Below are 19,492 nucleotides of genomic sequence, written 5' to 3'. Positions count from 1 at the left end.
TATGTCAGAGCCGAAGGCAGCCTTTACGCCCCCCAGCCTGTTCCTGGCGACGCTTGCCTTGTCGCTGGCGACCTTTATGCAGGTGCTGGACTCCACCATCGCCAACGTGGCGCTGCCGACTATCTCCGGCAACCTGGGCGTTAGCGCCGATCAGGGGACATGGGTTATCACCTCTTTTGCGGTGTGTAACGCTATTGCTCTACCGTTGACAGGCTGGTTTACCCGCCGATTCGGGCAACTGCGGTTGTTTATCGCCTCGGTGATGTTCTTTACCCTGACATCATTTCTGTGCGGCTTCGCCCACAGCATGACGGAGCTCATCATCTTCCGTGCGCTGCAGGGCTTTTTCGCCGGGCCGATGTTCCCGATGTGTCAGACGCTGTTGCTGGTTATCTTCCCGCCGATGAAACGCAGCATGGCGCTGGCGCTGCTGTCGATGGTGACCGTGGTGGCGCCTATCGTGGGGCCTATCACCGGCGGCTGGCTTACCGATAACTACTCCTGGCCGTGGATCTTCTACATCAACGTGCCGATTGGGATTTTCGCCTCTATCGTGGTCTGGTCGCAGCTGCGCATGCGTGAAGAAACAACGCAGTCATCGCCTGTCGACTATATTGGCATCGCGCTGTTGGTGCTTGGCGTGGGCCTACTGCAGGTGGTGCTGGATAAGGGCAACGACGAAGACTGGTTCTCTTCTACGCCCATTATCGTGATGTCTATTGTCTCGGCGATCAGCCTGATTTGCTTTGTGATGTGGGAGCTGGACGAACGTCACCCGATTGTGAACCTGCGTCTGTTCAAAGACCGCAACTTCGCCATCGGCACGTTGGCGCTGATGCTGGGCTATGCCGCGTTCTTTGCCATCAACATTATTCTGCCGCAGTGGTTGCAGACCCAGATGGGCTACACGGCTATCTGGGCTGGCCTCGCCGCTGCGCCGATGGGCTTCTTACCACTGGTGCTGACGCCGGTTATCGGACGTTACGCCACCAAAGTGGATTTGCGAATTTTATGCTCAGTGTCATTCCTGACAATGGGGGCATCCTGTCTGATGCGCGCGCAGTTCAATACTGACGTGGATTTCCGCACCATCGCCAGCGTGCAGATGTTTATGGGGATTGGCGTGGCCTTCTTCTTCATGCCGCTGACCACCATTGTGCTGTCGAATCTGCACGGTAACGAAGTGGCGGAAGGCTCAGGACTGGCCACGTTCTTTCGCGTACTCGGCGGCTCCTTTGCCTCATCGTTAACCACATGGATCTGGCAGCGCCGTGAAGTTTTCCACCACGCGAATCTGACCGAGAGCGTGACACAGTACAACCCGGCGGCTATGGATTACGTAAATAAGATGGGTGGCCCGACGCAGCAGCATCTTGCGATGATTGACCAGGTGGTTACCCAGCAGGCCTACATGATGTCGACAATCGACTATTTCTGGGTGCTCGGCTGGGGCTTTATGGCGCTGATTATCATCATCTGGTTCACCCGCCCGCCGTTCGTGAAATCGGGTATGCCAGGCGCCCCCGCAACAGGTCACTAAACTGAAATTCGCACAGGCAAACTTCGCTGAACGAGCACTGTGTACGGATGGTACTATCGAGCGCCGGGCCAGTGCCTCTTCCCTGCCCTTTATCACGTAAGACCGCCTGGAACGGGCTCTGCAGATGATAAGAGCGTTGAATAACATTGACCCCAATTCTGATAACGGTGTTTGACGTTTACTGCTCAGTTATTTCGCAGCGGCGTCTGCCCAACAGCTGATAACAATTGTCGAGTCCACGGATGGCGTGGCGCCTGAAAAATTTGATCCACACTGCCGCTTTCGACTACCTCGCCGTCTTTCATCACCGCAATACGATGACTCATATGCTGCACCACGCCCAGATCATGAGAGATAAACAGCATTGACAGATGCAAACGGCGTTGCAACGCTACCAATAAATCCAACACTTGCGCCTGGGTGGTGACATCCAGCGCCGACACCGGCTCGTCGCAAATCAGAATATCCGGCTCGCAGGCCAGGGCCTGGGCAATGGCGATACGTTGCCGCTGCCCACCGGAAAGCGTGGCCGGACGTCGCGTCAACAGATCGGGACTTAAACCAACCAGCGCCAGCAACGCCTGCGCACGTGACAACCGGTCCGCGGCTGTGAGCGTCGTATGCAGGCGCAGAGGCTGTTGCAGCAATTGCGCCACGTTATATTGCGGATTAAATGAACCCAGCGGATCCTGCACAATCGTCTGGATACGCGCCCGCAACGGCTGCCGCTGACGTTCTGTCAGCCTGCTCCATGGTTGCCCAGCGAGAAGGATCTCGCCCTGTTGCGGTGCCTGCAGCGCCAGCGCCAGTTTGCCTAGCGTGGTCTTCCCGCTACCGGATTCGCCCACAATGCCCAGCGTTTCGCCCTGCGCGACCTCTAATGTCACCTGATTGACGGCCTGCAAGCGACGGCCATCCGGCAGAACATACGCCAGTGATACGTTATCGGCAGCCAGCACGGGTGTGGTGCTGTCGGTACTGATGTTCTCCCGCACTACCGTTTGACCCAGCGGATCGTTTCCTGTTAACCACTTCCCACGCGTGCCGGCAGAGGGAATGGCCGCCAGCAGACGGCGGGTATAAGGGTGTTGCGGTGCATGCAGCACCTGCCGCACCTTGCCGCTCTCCACCGCTTTGCCCTGCCGCATCACCACCACACGGTTGGCAATATCCGCCACCACCGACAAATCATGGGTGATCAGCAGCACGCCATGCCCGGCATCCGCCAGGGCCCTGAATACATTCAAAACTTGTTTTTGTACGGTGGCATCCAGTGCGGTAGTGGGTTCATCGGCAATGAGTAATCGCGGCCCCGCCGCCAGCGCCGATGCGATGAGCGCACGTTGGCGCAGGCCACCGGAGAGTTCATGTGCATACTGCGCCATCCGGTTATGCGGATCGGGGATGCCGGTTTGCGTTAACAGCTCCGCCACGCGTTCGCGAACTGCCGCCCCCCGTTCCAGGCGGTGCGTCAATAACGGCTCCGCGACTTCCTGACCAATCCGGCGCAGCGGGTCAAGCGAGGTCAGTGCATCCTGCAAAACAAAACCAATTTCGCGCCCGCGTAGTTGCTGCCAACGGCGGGCATCGCACGCCAGTAAGTTCTGCGACAGGCCATCGTGCCCCTGCAATATCAGGGACTCGGCGCGAACAGCCGCCCCGGCCCCCGCCAGCCCGACTAGCGTCCGGGCCGTGACGGATTTACCCGAACCGGACTCGCCCACCAAAGCCAGGACTTCACCGGCATGCACGTCAAACGATAAGGCGTTAACCGCCTCAATCCCCCCCTGCGGAGAGGGGAAGCTGACGCTCAGTTGCGCCACCTGTAACAGCGGTTGCTGGAAGGTCTCTGTAGTCATGCGATCCCGCCTTTGGCAATAAGGGTTTGAACACGTCGGCCCAACAGCGTAATGGCAATCACCGACAGCGCGACAACGCTGGCGGGCAGCAGGCTGACCCACGGGGCGCTATCGAGAAAATTACGTCCCTCAGAGAGCAATGCGCCCCACTCCGCCGTCGGCGGAGTCACCCCAAGTCCAAGGAAACTGAGGGCCGAGGCGGATAATATGGAATACCCTATCCCCACCGTTGCCAGTACCAGCAGCGGGCGCAGCGTATTGGGCACAATATGGCGCAAAATAATCACCATTGGCGGCTCTCCCAGCGCCACCGCATGCTGCACATACCCCGATAACCTGACCTGCAACACTTGCGCGCGCACCAGCCTGGCATAGCCAGCAATGCCGGCCAGTCCGACCGCCAGCAGGGTATTCTCTGGCCCACGCCCCAACACCGTGATAGCCAGCAGCGCCAACAGCAAATCGGGGAACGCCAGCATAATGTCCAGTAGTCGCACGAGTAACTGCCGTACCGCCCTGGGCGCAAGACCTGCCAGTGTCCCCAGCACAATACCGCCCGCACTGGCAATCAGGGTCGCGCCGACCCCAATGCTCAGCGACAGCGAGGTGCCATACACCACGCGGGTAAACACATCACGCCCCAACTGGTCGGTACCGAACCAGTGTCTGAGGTCTGGCGGCTGCAAAATCGCGCTGAAATCCATCTGTTCGGGGGTGTACGGTGTGAATAGCGATGGAAAAAACACCGCCACCACGAGCAGTAGCACCAGTAACAACGGAATGCTGGTACCCGGCGCCAGCCACGGGTTACGATAGCGCCCCCTGTCGCGGCGGGCCACCGGCAGTAAAAGATCACTCATCAACATGCCCTCGCAGACGTAGACGGGGATCGATCAGTAAATAAAGGGTATCAATCAGTAGGTTAATCACCACAAACGACAGCGCAGAGAACATCACCACCCCCAGCACCAGAGGCATGTCGCGGTTCTCGATTGCCCCGAGAGTGATTTGTCCCAGGCCCGCCCGGCCAAACACCGTTTCGGTCAGAATTGAGCCGCCTAATACGCTGGCCAGCAGCGTCCCCGTCAGCGTCGACACCGCCAGCGAGGCATGGCGCAACGCATGCCGTAAGCGCAGCGTAGTTTCACTCACCCCTCGCGTACGCACGGTCATGGCGAACGGCTGCGAAAGCGCCTCCTCCAGCCCATCACGCAGCACCTGGCTGAGTGTCGCAGCCAGCGGCAGGCTGAGCGTCACCACCGGCAACACAAGGGCGATCCAGCCATCGTTACCGGTCACCGGAAACCATTGCAGTTTGAAACTGAAGATGCTCAACAACACGATGCCGATCCAGTACACCGGTGTGCTAAGCAGCATCAGCTCCAAGCCGGCAAGCAGAGACCGCAGACGCGGATGACGTCCGGCTGTCAGTAATGCGTTAAATACCGCCAGTACCAGCGCCAGCGCCAGGGCGCTGACGGCCAGCGGCACCGTCTCTTTCAAGGCTGCGCTAATCACCTGCACAACAGGCTGGCGATACTGGTAACTCACGCCAAGGTTGCCCGTCAGCGCCTCACCACAGTAGCGCAAATATTGCCACCACAGTGGCTTATCCAGGCCGAACTGGCGGGTCAGCGTCTCGCGAAAATTATCATCCACAACGCTGTTGGCGCTGCCTATCAGAATCGCCACAGGATCGCCGGGGATCAGTTTTACCGCAACAAAGGTCAGCGTTGCCGCGCCCCACAGCACGGCGAAAATGGTCAGCAGGCGCTTGCCTGCTGCCAGCAGCTTAGCGTTGGATCCAGACATCATAGAAATTCGGCTTCGCGTTCGTGGCCCAGCTAAGGCCCTGCACCTGTTTGGCTTTCCCTAACTGATATGCCGGGATGTAAATTGGCACCGCCCAGGCCTGATCGATAATCTGGTGCTGGATGGCATAGTAGATGCGTTTACGCTCGGCTTCGCTGGCACCGACAGCGGTTTCCAGTTGGCTATCCAGCGCTTTAACGCGGCTGAAGTTGTTCCCCTTCGGCGGAATATAGTTGGAGTGGAAAACGGTACGCAGGATGTCCGGCTCCGGGCGAACAAAATAGTTAGAGATAATGTCGTACTGGTTAGCCGCCGTGCGGCTGCTGAGAATACCTGAATCCACCGGATCGAGTTTCAGTTCAAAACCGACTTGTTTTACCTGGTATTGAATTGCCTGGAACAGCGTCACGTCAGCGGCTTCGACATCGTTTGAAGAGTAGGTAAATTGCACAGTAAGGCGTTTACCCTCCTTGACCCGGTAGCCTTCGCTATCGGTTTGCTGCCAGCCGGCTTCATCCAGAAGACGGCGGGCTTTTTGCAGATCAAACCCCCACTGGCTGGCAATGGCCGGATCGTAATCCAGCGTAGCGGGTCCAAGAATATTGTCGGCAGGTTTCAGGATGCCAAAGAACGCGGCTTTAACGGCAGTGGTGCGATCAATGGCGCTCTGGAAGGCCTGCCGCACTTTCAGGTCGCTGAAGATCCCTGTGTCGCTATTCAAATAAAGGACGCGTGGAACGCCGGGGTTTTCCCTGGTGATCACATCCAGCTTCGGGTTATTTTTTACCTGCGCATAATTCACCGGCGGAATGGCATCGATCACCTGTACCTGCCCGCTATTCAGCGCGCCAAGCCGCACCGCTGACTCCGGCAGGTACTTAAATTCGATCTTATCCAGCCATGCCGGGCCTTTGTGGGTGGCATAGCCCGGGCCCCAGTTGTAATCGGCGCGCTTGCTGAGTTTACTCCCGCTGCCTTTGACAAACGATTCGAGGATATAGGGACCGGAACCGACCACGGTATTGCTGGTATTCGCCGTTTTCTGCAGATAAGTCGGTGACTGAATACCGAGATACGGCAAGCTCAGCCCCTGCAGCAGCGGTGCGAAAGGCGTTTTATAGCGGATCACCACGGTGTACTCATCTGGCGTAGTGATCGCGTCAATCGGCCCCAACAACGATTTGGAGTAACTGGAGGTGGTTTTCGGATCGAGTATGCGTTCAAAGTTATATTTTACCGCCGCAGCATCCAGTTTCGTGCCATCACTAAAAGTCACATCCTTGCGAAGATGGAAGGTGTATTCGCGGTTATTGTTGTTAATTTCCCAGCGTTCAGCCAGCCATGGAGTAAAGCTGTTATCTTCCGCCTGGCCGACCAGAGAATCCACGACGTTACGCGTAACCAGAGCGGTGACGGAATAAGCGGTAATAGAGGGGTCAATAATCGGGGTATCGCTGCCCAGAGCGACCGTCAGCACACCCCCCGCGACAGGTTTATCCTGCGCGAGAGCGGTGAAGCTGGCAGTAAGCGTTAGCGCGGAAAGCAGACTGATGCGCAATAAACTGTTCTGTGAATAAATGCTTCGTTTCATCCCTTATCCTTGGCCTGGTTTTTGTTAAATATCTTGCAATTAAAGTCCATTGTAGGGGGAGAGCCGCCGGCGAGTAACGATGGATAATTTATATCGATTTCTGAAAATAGCTTTTGCTTCAGGGGGAAGAAAAGAAAAAAGAGAGCCCCGAGCTACAGGCTCCAAATAAAATAATATAAACTCTCTACCGCCATTATTTCTCTCAAAAGAGTCAGAGGGCAGCTAAATTAACCCTCCGACTTTATTAAGATAAAAATGTGAAATAAGAATCGGCATTAACGGTAATGGTAAGTTTCGCCAACAAGACGCAGAACGTCGAGATAGAACCCGTATTCAGGAGGCGCCGCGTCCGGCGCCCCCTGTGATCCACCTCGCGGCTACTCCTCGTACGCCGCGTGATGGAAATCAATTTCCCACTGCAGCACCTCGCCGTAAAGCGCCGATAACGCCTGCTTTTCGTCTTCACTCAGCGCCATGGCGCAGCGGTCGAGTTCGTTCTTTAGCCAGAGAGCCTGCTGATAAAATTCGTCCTCCGCGTGCATTTCCACCCAGCGTCGTAAATCAGCATCGCTCTGATAATGTTCGCTCGCCCGTCGGCACCAGCAAGAGTACATCCATTCCGCACCGAACATCAGGGTCACAATCTGCTCATAGCTGCCCTCGCGGGCGGTCCGCAGCATACCGTCGCGAAAGCGCCGTACCCCGGGCAAATCATCCGGGAACTCAGCGGGATCGATCTGCCGCGCTGACAACACCTGTTCAAACCACGCGATCTGTATATCAACCAGGGCATTCAGCACGCCAATCAGCCAGCGCTGCTGTTGAATACCCGGCGCTTTGCTGACCCCGAGGGCAAAAATCGCGATTGCCGTCGCGACAAAGTTGCCCTCAAACACCAGATAGCGGTTGAAGACGACTGTCGGCAGACGATCCTGTTCGATATCAGTCACAAACGGGTGCTGCTGCATCGCCTGCCACGCCGGTTGATGTTCGCGCAGCAGGCGTTCGCTAAACGCTTCCATTAAGCTTCCTCCAGCGCGGCCTGCGCGACCGACATAAAATGCTTCACCCGGGCCAGCTCAACATCGTTCCACCAGACGCCATCGACCTTCATTGTACTGGCCACAATGACCCCCTGAGTCCGCCCGAGGATCTGCTTCACGTTAGCCGGCGTCACCCCGGAGCCCACCAGGAGCGGTAGTTCCGTCGCCGCGCGGATCTCGTCAATTTCCGCCATCGTGGCGCTATCGCCCGTACGCTGGCCGGTGGCGATCACCGCGTCAGCCTCGAAGAAATCGACATCGCGCGTCAGCTCCTGAATCGAACGATCGGCGACAATGGCATGGCTACCGTGCTTAACGTGGCTATCGGCAAAAACGCGAATATGTTCAGCGCGCAGCATACTGCGGTAGCGCAGCGCCTTAGCGGCCGCCCCTTCTATAAATCCTTCGTTGGCGATATAGGCGTTGGCCCACTGGTTTACGCGGACGAAATCGGCGCCTCCCGCCAGGGCGATCGCCATTGCCGGGATCGCCGCGTTAGCCAGGACGTTAATACCCAGCGGTACAGCAAAACGCTCACGAACTTTCTCGGTAATGACCGCCATCAGCGCTGAGGTTTCATGGCCGATGTCCTCAGGTTTAGAGAAAGGAATATCGCCATGGTTTTCAATAATCAGACCATGAACACCGCCTGAAATATAATTTTCAGCATCGCGAAGTGCACGTTCAACAATATCATGGACTGATTTTCCTCGATATTTTGGCGAACCAGGAAATGGGTCGCAATGAATAACACCAATAACAGCTTTTCTTCGTGAAAAAATAGCTTGTATTGCATTCGTTTTTTCTGCTGAGATAGCAACCATCTTATCCATCCTGTTAAGGGAACACTATGCGTGTTTACGTTACTGGTAATATTACCGTAGATGAAACCTGGTCCATTTCGGATATACCGAAAAAAGGGGCTTCCATTCACGGCGTTAAAGTTTCGCAGGATATCGGCGGTAAAGGCGCGAACCAGGCGATTATATTATCCCGCTGCGGAATAGAAACGTGTTTAATTGCCGCCACGGGAAATGACAGCAACGGCGCGTGGATCCGCCAGCAGATAAAAAATGAACCACTGACGCTACTACCCGACGGCCATTTCAATCAACATAGCGATACCTCGATTATTTTAAATAGCGCTGATGGCGACAACGCCATCATTACCACTACGGCGGCTGCCGATACATTCAGCCTGGATGAAATTATTCCGCATATGGCGGATACCGTCGCTGGCGATATTCTGCTACAGCAGGGCAATTTCTCCCTCGATAAAACGCGGGCGCTGTTCCAGTACGCCAAAAGCCGCGGCATGACGACGGTATTCAACCCCTCACCTGTCAATCCTGACTTTTGCCATCTGTGGCCGCTCATCGACATCGCGGTGGTCAATGAATCCGAGGCCGAGCTGCTCCAGCCATACGGGGTGAAAACCTTAGTGATTACCCAGGGCGCCGCAGGCGCCTGGCTGGTCCAGGAGGGCCTGCGTCAGTTTTGTCCCGCCGTGCCCGCCGAGGCGCTTGACACTACCGGCGCGGGCGACACGTTCCTCGCCGTCATGCTGGCCTCTGCCCTGCTGCGCGGCGTCGCGCCGGATGCGCTGGCGCTGGCGCACGCCAGTCGCGCTGCCGCCATTACCGTTAGCCGCCGGGGGACGCTCAGCGCGTTTCCCGGCAGCCGTGAGCTCGCCGCCCTGTTAACCACGGACGGCGCGCGCTGACCTACTTAAACAGCGGACGGTATGAATCGACGTTCGCTTTGGTCACCACCGTCGCCGGAACCAGAATGGTTTTCGGCACGGTTTTACCCGACGTGATGCTGTTCAGCGCATTCAGGGCTTCGGCGCCCATCTTTTCCGGGTCCTGCTGCAGTACGGCGGTGACGTAGCCGCCGTCAATACCGGAAATCGCCTTCGCCGTCAGATCCCAGCCAAAGACTTTAATATCTTTCTGCCGCCCCTGGTTTTCTACGGCGGCGATAGCGCCGAGCAGCGCGGGTTCGCCGGTGGCATAAATCGCTGTCAGATCCGGGTTACCGGTGATCAGGTTTTCCGCCGCGGTCATCGCTTTATCCTGCACGTTCTGCCCGTCGACCACGTTAGCGATAGTAATCTTCGGATTGCTTTTCAGCGTCTCTTCGAACCCTTTCTGCCGCTGGTTCTGAATGGCCGAATTCAGCGCACCGACAATACCCAGTCGCGCCTGGCCGCCCATCTCTTTCTGCACGTAGTCCACGAAGTAATGACCAATAATTCTGCCGCCTTCAATATTATCAACGCCGACCTGAGCTGCCTGTGGCCCGGCCGGTAATACGGCATCAATCGCAATCACCGGAATGTTTGCGGCGGCGGCTTCTTTAACCGCTGGCATGATCCCGTTAACGTCGATAGCAGCAACCAGAATGCCTTTAACGCCTTGCTGAATATAGTTTTCTATCGCGTCGTTTTGCGCCACGGGATTATCGTTAGAGTTAAAAATAACTAAATCCTTGCCACTGGCTTTGGCCGCATCCTGTGCGCCTTTATTCATCAGATTAAAGAACAGCGCCTGTTGGTTGATTTGTACCAGCGCATAAGTCGGACCGGCAGCGCTGGCGGCAGAAATAAAACTCATTGATGCCAGCATGGTCGTGGCGACAGCAAGTAAACGCAGTTTTCCGGTGTGAAATAACATCATCAGTATCCTCGTCGGGAATAGTTGATAGCCAGCAGAGTTCCGCGCCGCATGCGAACGCAGAAGGATTATTTTTTTGGCGGGCAAATATCGTCTATATCGCCAGAACAATCACTGAACGTTCGGCGGATACCTGCTTAATGTCATCCCGGCAACCGGTCCGTGTCGGTGCGCGACTGGAATAACTTAAACGGGGTTGGGAATGACTTCCCGGATGATGCGGTAAACTGCCTATACAATTCTCTGCTGATTAAAATTTGTCAAGCATTTATTTTTGGTGATTGCGCGCAGAGAAATTGCTGTATCCACCGCGCTTAACTATGTTACAGATAGCCGATTCTGGCAGAAATGGCGCAGGAAATGAGTATAAAACGCGTATTGTTATCCGATGTGGCAAAGCTGGCCGGGCTGTCGAAGGCGACTCTGTCGCGCTATATGAACAACAGTATTGTGCTGCCGCAGGACACCATCGACCGCATCGAAACCGCCATTCGCGAACTGGACTATCGCGGCAATAGCCTGGCACGCCGTCTTAGCAAAGGCGGCAGCGAAACGCTTGGCCTGGTGCTTCCCGATATTACCAACCCCTTCTTTGCCGAACTGGCCGACGCTGCCGAAGAGGCCGCTTCTGCCAGCGGCTACAGCCTGGTGCTGTGTATCACCCGCAACAACCCGGAAAAAGAGTGCCAGTTCATCCGCTGGCTGGATACCTGCCAGGTCGACGGTCTGCTGTTCACCACCAACCGCCCCGATAACGGCCTGCTGCGCAAGGAGGTCCAGCGACACGAACGCATTGTCCTGCTGGATGAAGATATTCCCGGCAGTAAGGTACCGAAAGTGTTTGCCGATAACGTCCAGGGCGGGCGGATCGCCACTGAAAAACTGATCGCCGCCGGGCATCGCCATATCGCTTTCGTCGGTGGCCCTGACAAGCTGATGAGCGTCCGCGAGCGCTATCAGGGCTTTTGCACCGCGATGGAGCAAGCGGGCCTGAGCTGGCCGCCCGAATGGGTGATGTATGGCGACTACCAGCGCGAGTTTGGCCAGCAGGCGCTGCGGTACCTGTTCAGCCAACCGGTTCGCCCTACCGCCGTCTTCGCCGCCAGCGACTATCTGGTGCTCGGTCTGCTCGACGGCTTGCGCGCCAGCGGGCTCCAGGCGCCGGAAGCGCTTTCGTTAGTCGGCTTCGATGACGCCAATTATGCCGATTTTACCCAGCCGCGGATCTCCACTATCCGTCAGCCCGCCCGCGAACTGGGCCGCACCGCGGTGAACATCATGATGCGCCTGCTGAACGACGATCCGGATATTCCCGCGGAAACCCGCCTGCCGGTTGAATGGATTGGCCGCGACTCGATCAAGATCTGTTAAGCCCGTCCCAAAATGGCGCAAAAGCGCCCGCTTTTGGCGCAAAAAACGATCAATTAACAATTTATTCACTATAATCAGTAAACCGGTTTACCGGATTGTATTCAATTAAGTGTATTGAATACATAAGGTTAAGTTACAGGGCTGCTGTGTGGTTCCTGCCCTGGCACGGATGCTGCAATGTTCATACTGGCGAACAAATATCTTACATAGCGTTTGTCCTGACTGCACTGGCGAGTGCTCTACTCCGCAGGTAAACCGGTTTACTAGATTGTAAACCGTGTCGGGTAGAGTCCCTCCCGCAGGATGGCGAACATTTTCCCGGCCACAGCGATGGGAGTTATCAGATGCAGCAGCCACAAACTACCCCGCCAAGGGTGGAGATGATCAATATCACCAAGACCTACGGGTCGATACGCTCATTGCGCGGAGTCAACCTTGAGCTGGCCCCGGGCGAAGTGCTGGGCTTAGTGGGCGATAACGGCGCGGGGAAATCCACCCTGACCAAAGTGCTCTCTGGCGCGGTGATCCCCTCCAGCGGCACGATTCGTATCGACGGTGAACAGCAGCAGTTTACGAATCCGGCCGATTCGCGCCGTTGCCATATCGAGATGGTCTACCAGGATCTGTCGCTCTGCGACACGGTAGACGTCGCAGGCAATCTGTTTATGGGCCGTGAGCCGATGAAATCGCTCCTCGGCATCCCCTTTCTCGACGAGGCCAAAATGCACGCCGATGCCAGGGAGATGCTTAAAGGGCTCGGGATCTCCATTCCGGATACGCGCCTGCTGGTGCGAAATCTCTCCGGCGGCCAGCGCCAGGCTATTGCCATCGCCCGCGCCGCGGCCTTTGACCCGAAAGTACTGATTATGGATGAACCCACCGCCGCACTGGCCGTCGCGGAAGTTGAAGCGGTTCTGGAGCTCATTCGCCGCGTTTCCGCTCGCGGGGTGAGCGTGATTCTGATTACCCACCGCCTGCAGGACCTGTTCCTGGTCTGTGACCGGATCATGGTGATGTATGAAGGTACCAACGTCGCCGACAGACGGGTGTCCGACACCAGCCTGAGCGATATCGTTAACCTGATTGTGGGCGAAAAATTCACCGCCCGCTCTGCGGCAGCACATTGAGGTAACAGGATGAGTATCATGAACTTAAGCAGCTCACGCATGATCCAGCATTCGCTGCCGCGCCGCCTGCTGCATAACCACTCAGGCGTGGTCAGCATCGCGCTCTTTTTCGTCTTCTGCTGCGTGGTGTTTTCGCTGATCACCAGCAACTTTCTCACCGGCACCAACTGGCTCAACATTATCCGTCAGAGCGCCCCGCTGCTGATCGTCGCGACGGCAATGACCCTGGTCATTACCACCGGCGGTATCGATCTGTCGGTGGGCTCCACCCTGGCGCTGGTCGGCGCACTCTCCGCTATCGCCCTGAATAACTGGGGGCTGCCGTGGCCGGTGGTACTCCTCGGCGGCCTGCTGCTCGGCGGATTCGTTGGCGCCATCAACGGCTTCTTTATTGCCTGTGAAGGCATTCCGGCGTTTATCGTCACGCTCGCCACCCTGGCCGTGGTTCGCGGTATCGCGCTGCTGGTCACCCAGGGCTACTCGATTCCGGTGCCGGCTGACAGCCTGTTTACCTTTATCGGACGCGCGTGGGTAGTTGGTATCCCTATGCCCGCGCTGATCGGCATGATGATTCTGGTGATCGGGCATATCGTTCTCAACCATATGCGCTTTGGCCGTTACGTGACCGCTATCGGCGCCAACGCCGAAGGCGCTCGACGCAGCGGTATTAACACCAAAGCGGTGACCATGAAGGTCTATATCATCAGCGGAATGGCCGCCGCGCTGGCGGGGATGATCATTACCGCACGCCTCGGCAGCGGCTCCTCCAACCAGGGCGAAGGCTTTGAACTGCAGGTCATTGCTGCCGTTGTGCTAGGCAGCACCAGTCTGTTTGGCGGCTTCGGGACTATTATTGGCACGCTGCTGGGCGCACTGTCGATTGCGGTCATTCAGAACGGGCTGATCCTGTCGCATATTTCGCCGTTTTACACCCAGATAGCCACCGGCACCATTATCCTGCTGGCTATCTGGCTGAACACCCGCATTCTCAACCCGACGCGCTCCGCGGCAAAAGGATAGCTGATGAAAGGATCAATTTTTCGCCATCCCTCCCCGCTGCCGGTCGGCGTCAGCAGCGGTTACGTGATGACTGTGCTTGGCCCGCTGCCGATTAACGAAATGGGCGTTACCCTGATGCATGAGCATATTCTGCTGGATGCCTCCGGCAAATGGGTGCCGCCCTGCTGCTGTAGCGATCGCCATCTTGCCGAAATGCCGGTGAAAATGGAAAACCTTGGCGAACTGTCGCTCAACCCGCTGATGAGCCGCGATAACTGTCAGCTGTTTGATGTTGACGTTGCGATTGACGAGCTGACTAAATATCGCGCCCTTGGCGGAGAAACGGTGGTCGACCCGACCAATATCGGCATTGGCCGCGATCCGAAAGCGCTGGCGCGCATCGCGCGTCTGACCGGTCTGAACATCATTATGGGGACCGGGCTCTATCTGGAACCTTCGCACCCCGAGTGGGTAAAAATCAGCAGCGTCGAACAACTGACTGAACGGCTGATTTACGATCTTGGCGGCGCGGAGGAGAAACCGGAGGTGCTCGCCGGACTTATCGGCGAAATCGGTATCTCCAGCCGCTTTACGCCGGATGAGGAGAAATCCCTGCGCGCTGCGGGTCGGGCCAGCGCCGCGACCGGCGTGCCGATCGAGGTCCATCTGCCTGGCTGGGAGCGGCTGGGCCATCGGGTGCTGGATATTCTCGAGCAGGAAGGCGCCGATTTGCGCCATACCGTGCTGTGCCATATGAATCCCAGCTTTGCCGATAAGCGCTACCAGCGCGAACTGGCGCAGCGTGGGGCATTTCTCGAATACGACATGATCGGCATGAGCTATTACTACGCCGACGAATCGGCGCAGTCGCCCTCCGACGAGGAGAATGCCCGTGCGATCCGCGAGCTGATTGACGACGGCTATATCCAGCAAATTCTGCTGTCGCAGGACGTCTTCCTGAAAACCATGCTCACCCGCTACGGCGGCCACGGTTATGGCTACATACTCAAGCATTTTGTTCCGCGTCTGCGGCGCCACGGCGTCAGCGGCGAACAACTTGAAACCTTAATGATTGGAAACCCCCAGCGGGTCTTTGGCGGATAAAAGGAAACGTCATCATGCAGAAAAAAATCTTACTGGTCGGTGAGTCCTGGACCAGCACGTCAACGCACGTTAAAGGCTTCGACCAGTTTGCCACCGCCACCTGGCACACCGGCGCAACGGACTTTCTGGCCGCGCTCGCCGACAGTCCCTATGCCATTACCTATATGCCCGCCCACGCGGCAGCGACCGACTTTCCGCTAACGCTGGAAGCGCTGCAGGAGTGGGATGCGATTATTCTCTCGGACATTGGCGCCAATACGCTGCTGTTGCATCCGGACACCTGGCTGAAGAGCCGCCGAACCGCCAACCGTTTAACGCTCCTGCATGATTACGTGGCCGGCGGGGGGGCGCTGATGATGATCGGCGGCTATTACAGCTTCCAGGGAATCAACGGCGGCGCGCGCTATCGCCATACCGCGGTGGAGAAAGTGCTGCCGGTACGCTGCCTGGCCTGGGACGATCGCATTGAAACCCCGGAAGGCTGCTATGCCGAAGTGACGGAATCTCACCGCCTGTTTAACGATATTCCGGGCGAATGGCCGTGGCTGCTGGGCTATAACGAAGTTGAAATGCACCCGGAAGGTAAACTGCTGGCGACCGTGGCCGGTACCGGTCATCCGCTGCTGGCTGTTCGCGAATATCAGCAGGGTCGCTCGCTGGTGTGGACCAGCGATATGTCAGCGCACTGGCTGCCGGAAGAGTTTGCCAAATGGCCCGGCTATCGCCAGCTGTGGATTAACTGCCTCGACTGGCTGACGGAACGCCGCTGATGACCACGACCCTTGAGCTCGCCCGGCAGCTGTTGGGCTTTAACACCATTAACCCGCCGGGTAGCGAAGTCGACTGCATGCGGTTCTTCGCCGACTGGCTTGAAGATAGCGGTTTTGAGGTTTCGCTGTCGTCGTTCGGCGAGGGACGCTGCAATCTTATCGCCAGCCTTCCCGGGGCGAAGCGCGGTAAACCGCTGGCCTTTACCGGCCATCTGGATACCGTCCCGCTGGGAAATGCCCGCTGGCAGTACGATCCTTTTGGCTCGCAGATGGAAGACGGGCGTCTTTATGGCCGCGGATCCAGCGATATGAAAGCGGCGATAGCGGCGTTTGCCGTCGCCTGCGTTCATCAGCGGGAAGCGATCCTCGCCGGACGCGGCGCGGTATTGTTGATAACCGGCGGAGAAGAGACCGGTTGCGACGGCGCGCGGGCGCTGATCGCCTCCGCGACGTTGCCGGAGGTGGGCGCGCTGATCGTCGGTGAGCCCACCGCCAACTATCCGGTTATCGGCCATAAAGGCGCGCTCTGGCTACGCTGCGAAACGCGGGGGAAAACCGCCCACGGCGCGATGCCGGAGCTGGGGATCAATGCTATCTATCTTGCGGCGGATGCGTTGGGTAAGATTCAGCATTTTTCGCCAGGCGCGCCGCATCCGCTAATGAAGCAACCCACCCTCAACGTCGGACGCATAGAAGGCGGACTCAATATTAATTCCGTACCGGACCGCACGCGTTTTGATGTCGATATCCGCAGCGCGCCCAATTTACAGCACGCCACTATCCGGGAGCGCTTGACGACGCTGCTTGGCGAAAGCGTCACCGTCTCCACGCTGGTCGACCTGCCCGCCGTCCTCAGCCGGGAGGATCACGCGTGGATTAAGCAGGTTTACCAACGCTGTCAGCCGCTGCACGCTGAGCCGATTGCGCCGCGCGTGGTGCCCTACTTTACCGACGCCTCGCTGCTGCTGCCTGCATTGGGCGATCCGCCCTGTATTATTCTCGGCCCCGGCGAGCCGTCGATGGCGCATCAAACCGACGAATACTGCCTGCTCAGCCGACTGGCGGAGGCAGAACAGCTATACGGTGACATCATTCGCGACTGGATGGCATCACCGCCCGCGACGAAAGTAAAAAATGAGTGACACTGTCACTGAAAGCGTGTGCCATGCAATTCAGCGTTTGAATAATATCGCGGAATAACAGAGGATAACCGCCTCGTACACGACGGTATCACCACCAGCAAGGAGGCTTAGCATGTCCGTGAAAACCAACGCTGTGCTCGTTTGCACCCTCTCTTTACTCCTTTCCGCCTGCTCGGGTCGTGCTTCTGCGCCGGGCAGCGCCGAAGACGCTAAAATATCGGCAGAAGTGGATAAGATGCTTCGCGATTATCAAACGGGTTCCGATACTTCACCCCAGGCCAATGCCTCACGCTATCTGGCGCGGATCCAGGCGGCTATCTTCGCTAACATAGACCAGCCGGCCTCCTGGCAAGGGCAAAAATGCTCGGTGCGCTTTATGCTGCAGCGTGACGGGACGGTGCAGGATCCAACGGTCGAGAACGGCGATCGGCCATTCTGCACGCAGGTGATGTCCGCGCTGAAAAAAGCCAACATCCCGCCCGCGCCGGACGAAAAAACCTATCAAACATTCAGTCATGTCGTGCTGGACGTGAAGCCCTGAGACGTGTCTTAGCATATTCTCGCAGCGGCCATTTGGCCCCTGGGCCATTTTCAGAACGCCACATAGCCGCCGAAATAGTAGCGTTGCTCTCTTAGCATCGCCTGCCGGGTGAGATCAGACCATAAATCGCTCTGAGGTGTTTGTTAAATCTACGGCTATTTACTCCAGAGCTGAGATTAATGCCAGGGTAAGTGGTTCTTCTTCAAATCATCCTGAATGCGAGTTTTTAGAGAGTTGATAAGCATCGCGAGAAGCTTATTTCTGATAAAAGGCAATGCTAGAAACCATGCTAAAAAACCCGAGAATTTTACCGTCCTTATGGACGCACTCAAGGCAACCCTGAGACGTTTATCCGCCTTCTCCATCAGTTGGTCAATATCTATTGATATCGTCGGCCACGCAGGCAAAGGTTCTTCCTGCTGAACGGCCTCGACTAGCGGAATGATCGGATACTCACCTTTACCTGTTGGGGTATGAGTATCGCCTGCAACAAACAAAGGATTCTCCGACTTAAGTGAGAAATGTTCCCGCAAAAACTGCTGACAATTCCGCCTCCCTAGCATGTAATCGTGGTGGCGATATTCTTCACTTAGAAAACCGCCAAACCCACCCAACGAGCCGCTGGCCATCGCGTTTTCAGTTGATACAGGATTGTTAGAATCCACCGAACGAACCGGAGAAATCAGGAAACGGCTGTAAACCTCATCATCCATCGCCAGCGCCAGGTCGTCGGGATTAAACCTGAGTTGCTGATAGGCGGTCATGAAGATACCTTTGACGCTGCTAACCAGCGTGAGTGGTTCGGACATGACCTCCCTGTCGGAGATCGCTGTTTTCGGAAAAGGATCCATCAGGATTGTCGCCCTGTTGGCCTTTCTCCCGTCACGTGGATTGCTACAGGCAAGCCCCGCCATTTCCTTTCTGGCAAGCTCCATCGGTTCGTTGTCAAGGATGCCACCATCAGCGATGTACTCATTAATAGTGACTGGCAAAGGCGAAGGCCAGTGTGGCTTCAACTGTCGAACTTTAATATTTGGCTCTCCGGGGGCGGTGGTTATCACAAAACGGTAGTTCAGCGCATTTGGATCGCGTTTTTCCAACCGCGGAGCTAACGCTAACGGAAACGCCCCGGAAGCAAGAGCGGCATTGCCTAATTCAACCCAACTGGCCACCTGAGTCCTTTTGATATATGAAGGATCAAGAGGAATATCGTCCGGTCTGCGTTTAAAGATAGTCTGCCCTTTATAGTTTACCGAAAAACTGGCCCAGGTTCTGTGCAGAACCATCGACTGGCCTGCATCAGCATTCCCCTTGATCGAAAAATAGTAGGGGCTTCCTTGTAAGCTGGTTTGAGTGAAGATAAAACGAACTCGATCATGCAGGTAGGGACGATCGATAGGTACTGAAGCGTAATTCAGAGCTTTGTTAGCGATGGCCTGCAATACATTGCAATTAAGCAACGAAGTTACCACACCACTCTGTTCAATATCATCGGTGGTCAACAGCTTAGAAATATCAATATCTTTGACCCAACCGGTGTAAAACGGATTGTTCAGTGAAGCCGGATCCATACCCGGTCGAAGGTGAGGGAAATCATATTGTAGCGCTCCTGCGGCAATTGCCGCATTCATACTCCCTGCTGATGCACCGGCAATAACCCGAATGCGCACTTTATGATGAGGCACATTTTTATTTCCTTTAGCCTTCTCTTTTTCCCATGCATCCAGCGTCTCAAACAAAAAATCGAGAGCTCCGGCTGTATGGTTACCCGCAGAAATTGCCCCGGCCATCACCAGAGCAATTTCAAACACGTTGTTTTCCGGTTGCGGTTCCGCAATCTGATAAGGAACTGTACCGTCCTGAGGATTGTTATCCGGAATGTAATATCTATCATCATCTCTCAACATTGCATTGTATC

The 19,492-nt window shown here is 56.4% G+C and carries 17 protein-coding genes; 9 read left to right on the top strand and 8 right to left on the bottom strand.

What is annotated here, in order from left to right; translation table 11 throughout:
* Window position 1 precedes the first annotated feature (1 nt).
* Entirely contained in the window at window positions 2–1,540 is a 1,539-nt protein-coding gene (locus CWM53_RS12375; protein ID WP_061154586.1) for a DHA2 family efflux MFS transporter permease subunit, read from the top strand.
* 185 nt (window positions 1,541–1,725) lie between these two features.
* Here the strand turns inward: CWM53_RS12375 and CWM53_RS12370 are convergent, their stop codons facing one another.
* From CWM53_RS12370 to CWM53_RS12345, 6 genes are all read right to left on the bottom strand, one after another.
* A complete protein-coding gene (locus CWM53_RS12370; RefSeq protein WP_100729682.1) occupies window positions 1,726–3,399 on the bottom strand; it encodes a dipeptide ABC transporter ATP-binding protein in 1,674 nt (557 codons plus the stop codon).
* A complete protein-coding gene (locus CWM53_RS12365; RefSeq protein WP_100729681.1) occupies window positions 3,396–4,259 on the bottom strand; it encodes an ABC transporter permease in 864 nt (287 codons plus the stop codon). The genes CWM53_RS12370 and CWM53_RS12365 overlap by 4 nt, the downstream gene beginning before the upstream one ends.
* Window positions 4,252–5,214 carry an ABC transporter permease gene (locus tag CWM53_RS12360; RefSeq protein ID WP_100630437.1) on the bottom strand — a complete coding sequence of 321 codons (963 nt, stop codon included), beginning with the start codon at window positions 5,212–5,214 and terminating at the stop codon, window positions 4,252–4,254. Before CWM53_RS12360 ends, CWM53_RS12365 begins: the two co-directional genes overlap by 8 nt.
* On the bottom strand, window positions 5,192–6,802 hold the full coding sequence (locus CWM53_RS12355; protein WP_100729680.1) for an ABC transporter substrate-binding protein: 1,611 nt from the start codon (window positions 6,800–6,802) through the stop codon (window positions 5,192–5,194). Before CWM53_RS12355 ends, CWM53_RS12360 begins: the two co-directional genes overlap by 23 nt.
* Before the next feature lie 377 nt (window positions 6,803–7,179).
* Complete coding sequence (locus CWM53_RS12350; RefSeq protein ID WP_074385844.1) at window positions 7,180–7,824, bottom strand: TenA family protein; 645 nt, start codon at window positions 7,822–7,824, stop codon at window positions 7,180–7,182.
* Window positions 7,824–8,669: a BtpA/SgcQ family protein gene (locus tag CWM53_RS12345; RefSeq protein WP_100729679.1), complete on the bottom strand. Its 846-nt coding sequence runs from the start codon at window positions 8,667–8,669 to the stop codon at window positions 7,824–7,826. The genes CWM53_RS12350 and CWM53_RS12345 overlap by 1 nt, the downstream gene beginning before the upstream one ends.
* A 26-nt stretch (window positions 8,670–8,695) precedes the next feature.
* On the opposite strand from CWM53_RS12345, the gene CWM53_RS12340 reads away from it, so the two are divergent.
* Window positions 8,696–9,568, top strand: coding sequence for a PfkB family carbohydrate kinase (locus CWM53_RS12340; RefSeq protein WP_100729678.1), 873 nt, complete (start codon window positions 8,696–8,698; stop codon window positions 9,566–9,568).
* A 1-nt stretch (window position 9,569) separates the two neighbouring features.
* Here CWM53_RS12340 and CWM53_RS12335 read toward each other — a convergent pair whose 3' ends face one another.
* Window positions 9,570–10,523, bottom strand: coding sequence for a substrate-binding domain-containing protein (locus CWM53_RS12335; protein WP_074385841.1), 954 nt, complete (start codon window positions 10,521–10,523; stop codon window positions 9,570–9,572).
* 345 nt (window positions 10,524–10,868) lie between these two features.
* On the opposite strand from CWM53_RS12335, the gene CWM53_RS12330 reads away from it, so the two are divergent.
* From CWM53_RS12330 to CWM53_RS12300, 7 genes are all read left to right on the top strand, one after another.
* Window positions 10,869–11,891: a LacI family DNA-binding transcriptional regulator gene (locus CWM53_RS12330; protein ID WP_004190069.1), complete on the top strand. Its 1,023-nt coding sequence runs from the start codon at window positions 10,869–10,871 to the stop codon at window positions 11,889–11,891.
* A 380-nt stretch (window positions 11,892–12,271) separates the two neighbouring features.
* Complete coding sequence (locus tag CWM53_RS12325) at window positions 12,272–13,018, top strand: ATP-binding cassette domain-containing protein (RefSeq protein WP_165784150.1); 747 nt, start codon at window positions 12,272–12,274, stop codon at window positions 13,016–13,018.
* Window positions 13,019–13,036: 18 nt separating this feature from the next.
* The gene (locus CWM53_RS12320) at window positions 13,037–14,038 is read left to right on the top strand and encodes an ABC transporter permease (RefSeq protein ID WP_165785073.1); all 1,002 of its coding nucleotides are present in this window, start codon (window positions 13,037–13,039) and stop codon (window positions 14,036–14,038) included.
* A 3-nt stretch (window positions 14,039–14,041) separates the two neighbouring features.
* Complete coding sequence (locus tag CWM53_RS12315; RefSeq protein WP_004176149.1) at window positions 14,042–15,121, top strand: phosphotriesterase; 1,080 nt, start codon at window positions 14,042–14,044, stop codon at window positions 15,119–15,121.
* A 14-nt stretch (window positions 15,122–15,135) separates the two neighbouring features.
* Window positions 15,136–15,891 (top strand): glutamine amidotransferase, encoded by a 756-nt coding sequence (locus CWM53_RS12310; RefSeq protein ID WP_100675581.1) that lies wholly within the window; start codon window positions 15,136–15,138, stop codon window positions 15,889–15,891.
* Complete coding sequence (locus tag CWM53_RS12305; RefSeq protein ID WP_100729676.1) at window positions 15,891–17,033, top strand: M20 family metallopeptidase; 1,143 nt, start codon at window positions 15,891–15,893, stop codon at window positions 17,031–17,033. The genes CWM53_RS12310 and CWM53_RS12305 overlap by 1 nt, the downstream gene beginning before the upstream one ends.
* A 112-nt stretch (window positions 17,034–17,145) precedes the next feature.
* Complete coding sequence (locus CWM53_RS12300; RefSeq protein WP_074385839.1) at window positions 17,146–17,574, top strand: cell envelope integrity protein TolA; 429 nt, start codon at window positions 17,146–17,148, stop codon at window positions 17,572–17,574.
* A 176-nt stretch (window positions 17,575–17,750) separates the two neighbouring features.
* Here CWM53_RS12300 and CWM53_RS12295 read toward each other — a convergent pair whose 3' ends face one another.
* Complete coding sequence (locus CWM53_RS12295; protein WP_100729675.1) at window positions 17,751–19,481, bottom strand: patatin-like phospholipase family protein; 1,731 nt, start codon at window positions 19,479–19,481, stop codon at window positions 17,751–17,753.
* Window positions 19,482–19,492: the final 11 nt, after the last annotated feature.

It is taken from the genome of Klebsiella sp. A-Nf5, from assembly GCF_002810545.1.
Classification (GTDB): domain Bacteria; phylum Pseudomonadota; class Gammaproteobacteria; order Enterobacterales; family Enterobacteriaceae; genus Klebsiella; species Klebsiella variicola.
Note: the sequence above shows the minus strand (reverse complement) of the source record. Positions and strands in the feature narration are given on the sequence as shown.

Bases quoted from the DNA above. Each gene is read 5' to 3' on its own strand.
- CWM53_RS12330 (WP_004190069.1), top strand. From the start codon at position 10,869: ATGGCGCAGGAAATGAGTATAAAACGCGTATTGTTATCCGATGTGGCA.
- CWM53_RS12295 (WP_100729675.1), bottom strand. From the start codon at position 19,481: ATGTTGAGAGATGATGATAGATATTACATTCCGGATAACAATCCTCAG.
- CWM53_RS12335 (WP_074385841.1), bottom strand. From the start codon at position 10,523: ATGATGTTATTTCACACCGGAAAACTGCGTTTACTTGCTGTCGCCACG.
- CWM53_RS12370 (WP_100729682.1), bottom strand. From the start codon at position 3,399: ATGACTACAGAGACCTTCCAGCAACCGCTGTTACAGGTGGCGCAACTG.
- CWM53_RS12365 (WP_100729681.1), bottom strand. From the start codon at position 4,259: ATGAGTGATCTTTTACTGCCGGTGGCCCGCCGCGACAGGGGGCGCTAT.
- CWM53_RS12355 (WP_100729680.1), bottom strand. From the start codon at position 6,802: ATGAAACGAAGCATTTATTCACAGAACAGTTTATTGCGCATCAGTCTG.
- CWM53_RS12315 (WP_004176149.1), top strand. From the start codon at position 14,042: ATGAAAGGATCAATTTTTCGCCATCCCTCCCCGCTGCCGGTCGGCGTC.
- CWM53_RS12325 (WP_165784150.1), top strand. From the start codon at position 12,272: ATGATCAATATCACCAAGACCTACGGGTCGATACGCTCATTGCGCGGA.
- CWM53_RS12320 (WP_165785073.1), top strand. From the start codon at position 13,037: ATGAACTTAAGCAGCTCACGCATGATCCAGCATTCGCTGCCGCGCCGC.
- CWM53_RS12305 (WP_100729676.1), top strand. From the start codon at position 15,891: ATGACCACGACCCTTGAGCTCGCCCGGCAGCTGTTGGGCTTTAACACC.
- CWM53_RS12300 (WP_074385839.1), top strand. From the start codon at position 17,146: ATGTCCGTGAAAACCAACGCTGTGCTCGTTTGCACCCTCTCTTTACTC.
- CWM53_RS12310 (WP_100675581.1), top strand. From the start codon at position 15,136: ATGCAGAAAAAAATCTTACTGGTCGGTGAGTCCTGGACCAGCACGTCA.
- CWM53_RS12375 (WP_061154586.1), top strand. From the start codon at position 2: ATGTCAGAGCCGAAGGCAGCCTTTACGCCCCCCAGCCTGTTCCTGGCG.
- CWM53_RS12350 (WP_074385844.1), bottom strand. From the start codon at position 7,824: ATGGAAGCGTTTAGCGAACGCCTGCTGCGCGAACATCAACCGGCGTGG.
- CWM53_RS12345 (WP_100729679.1), bottom strand. From the start codon at position 8,669: ATGGTTGCTATCTCAGCAGAAAAAACGAATGCAATACAAGCTATTTTT.
- CWM53_RS12360 (WP_100630437.1), bottom strand. From the start codon at position 5,214: ATGATGTCTGGATCCAACGCTAAGCTGCTGGCAGCAGGCAAGCGCCTG.
- CWM53_RS12340 (WP_100729678.1), top strand. From the start codon at position 8,696: ATGCGTGTTTACGTTACTGGTAATATTACCGTAGATGAAACCTGGTCC.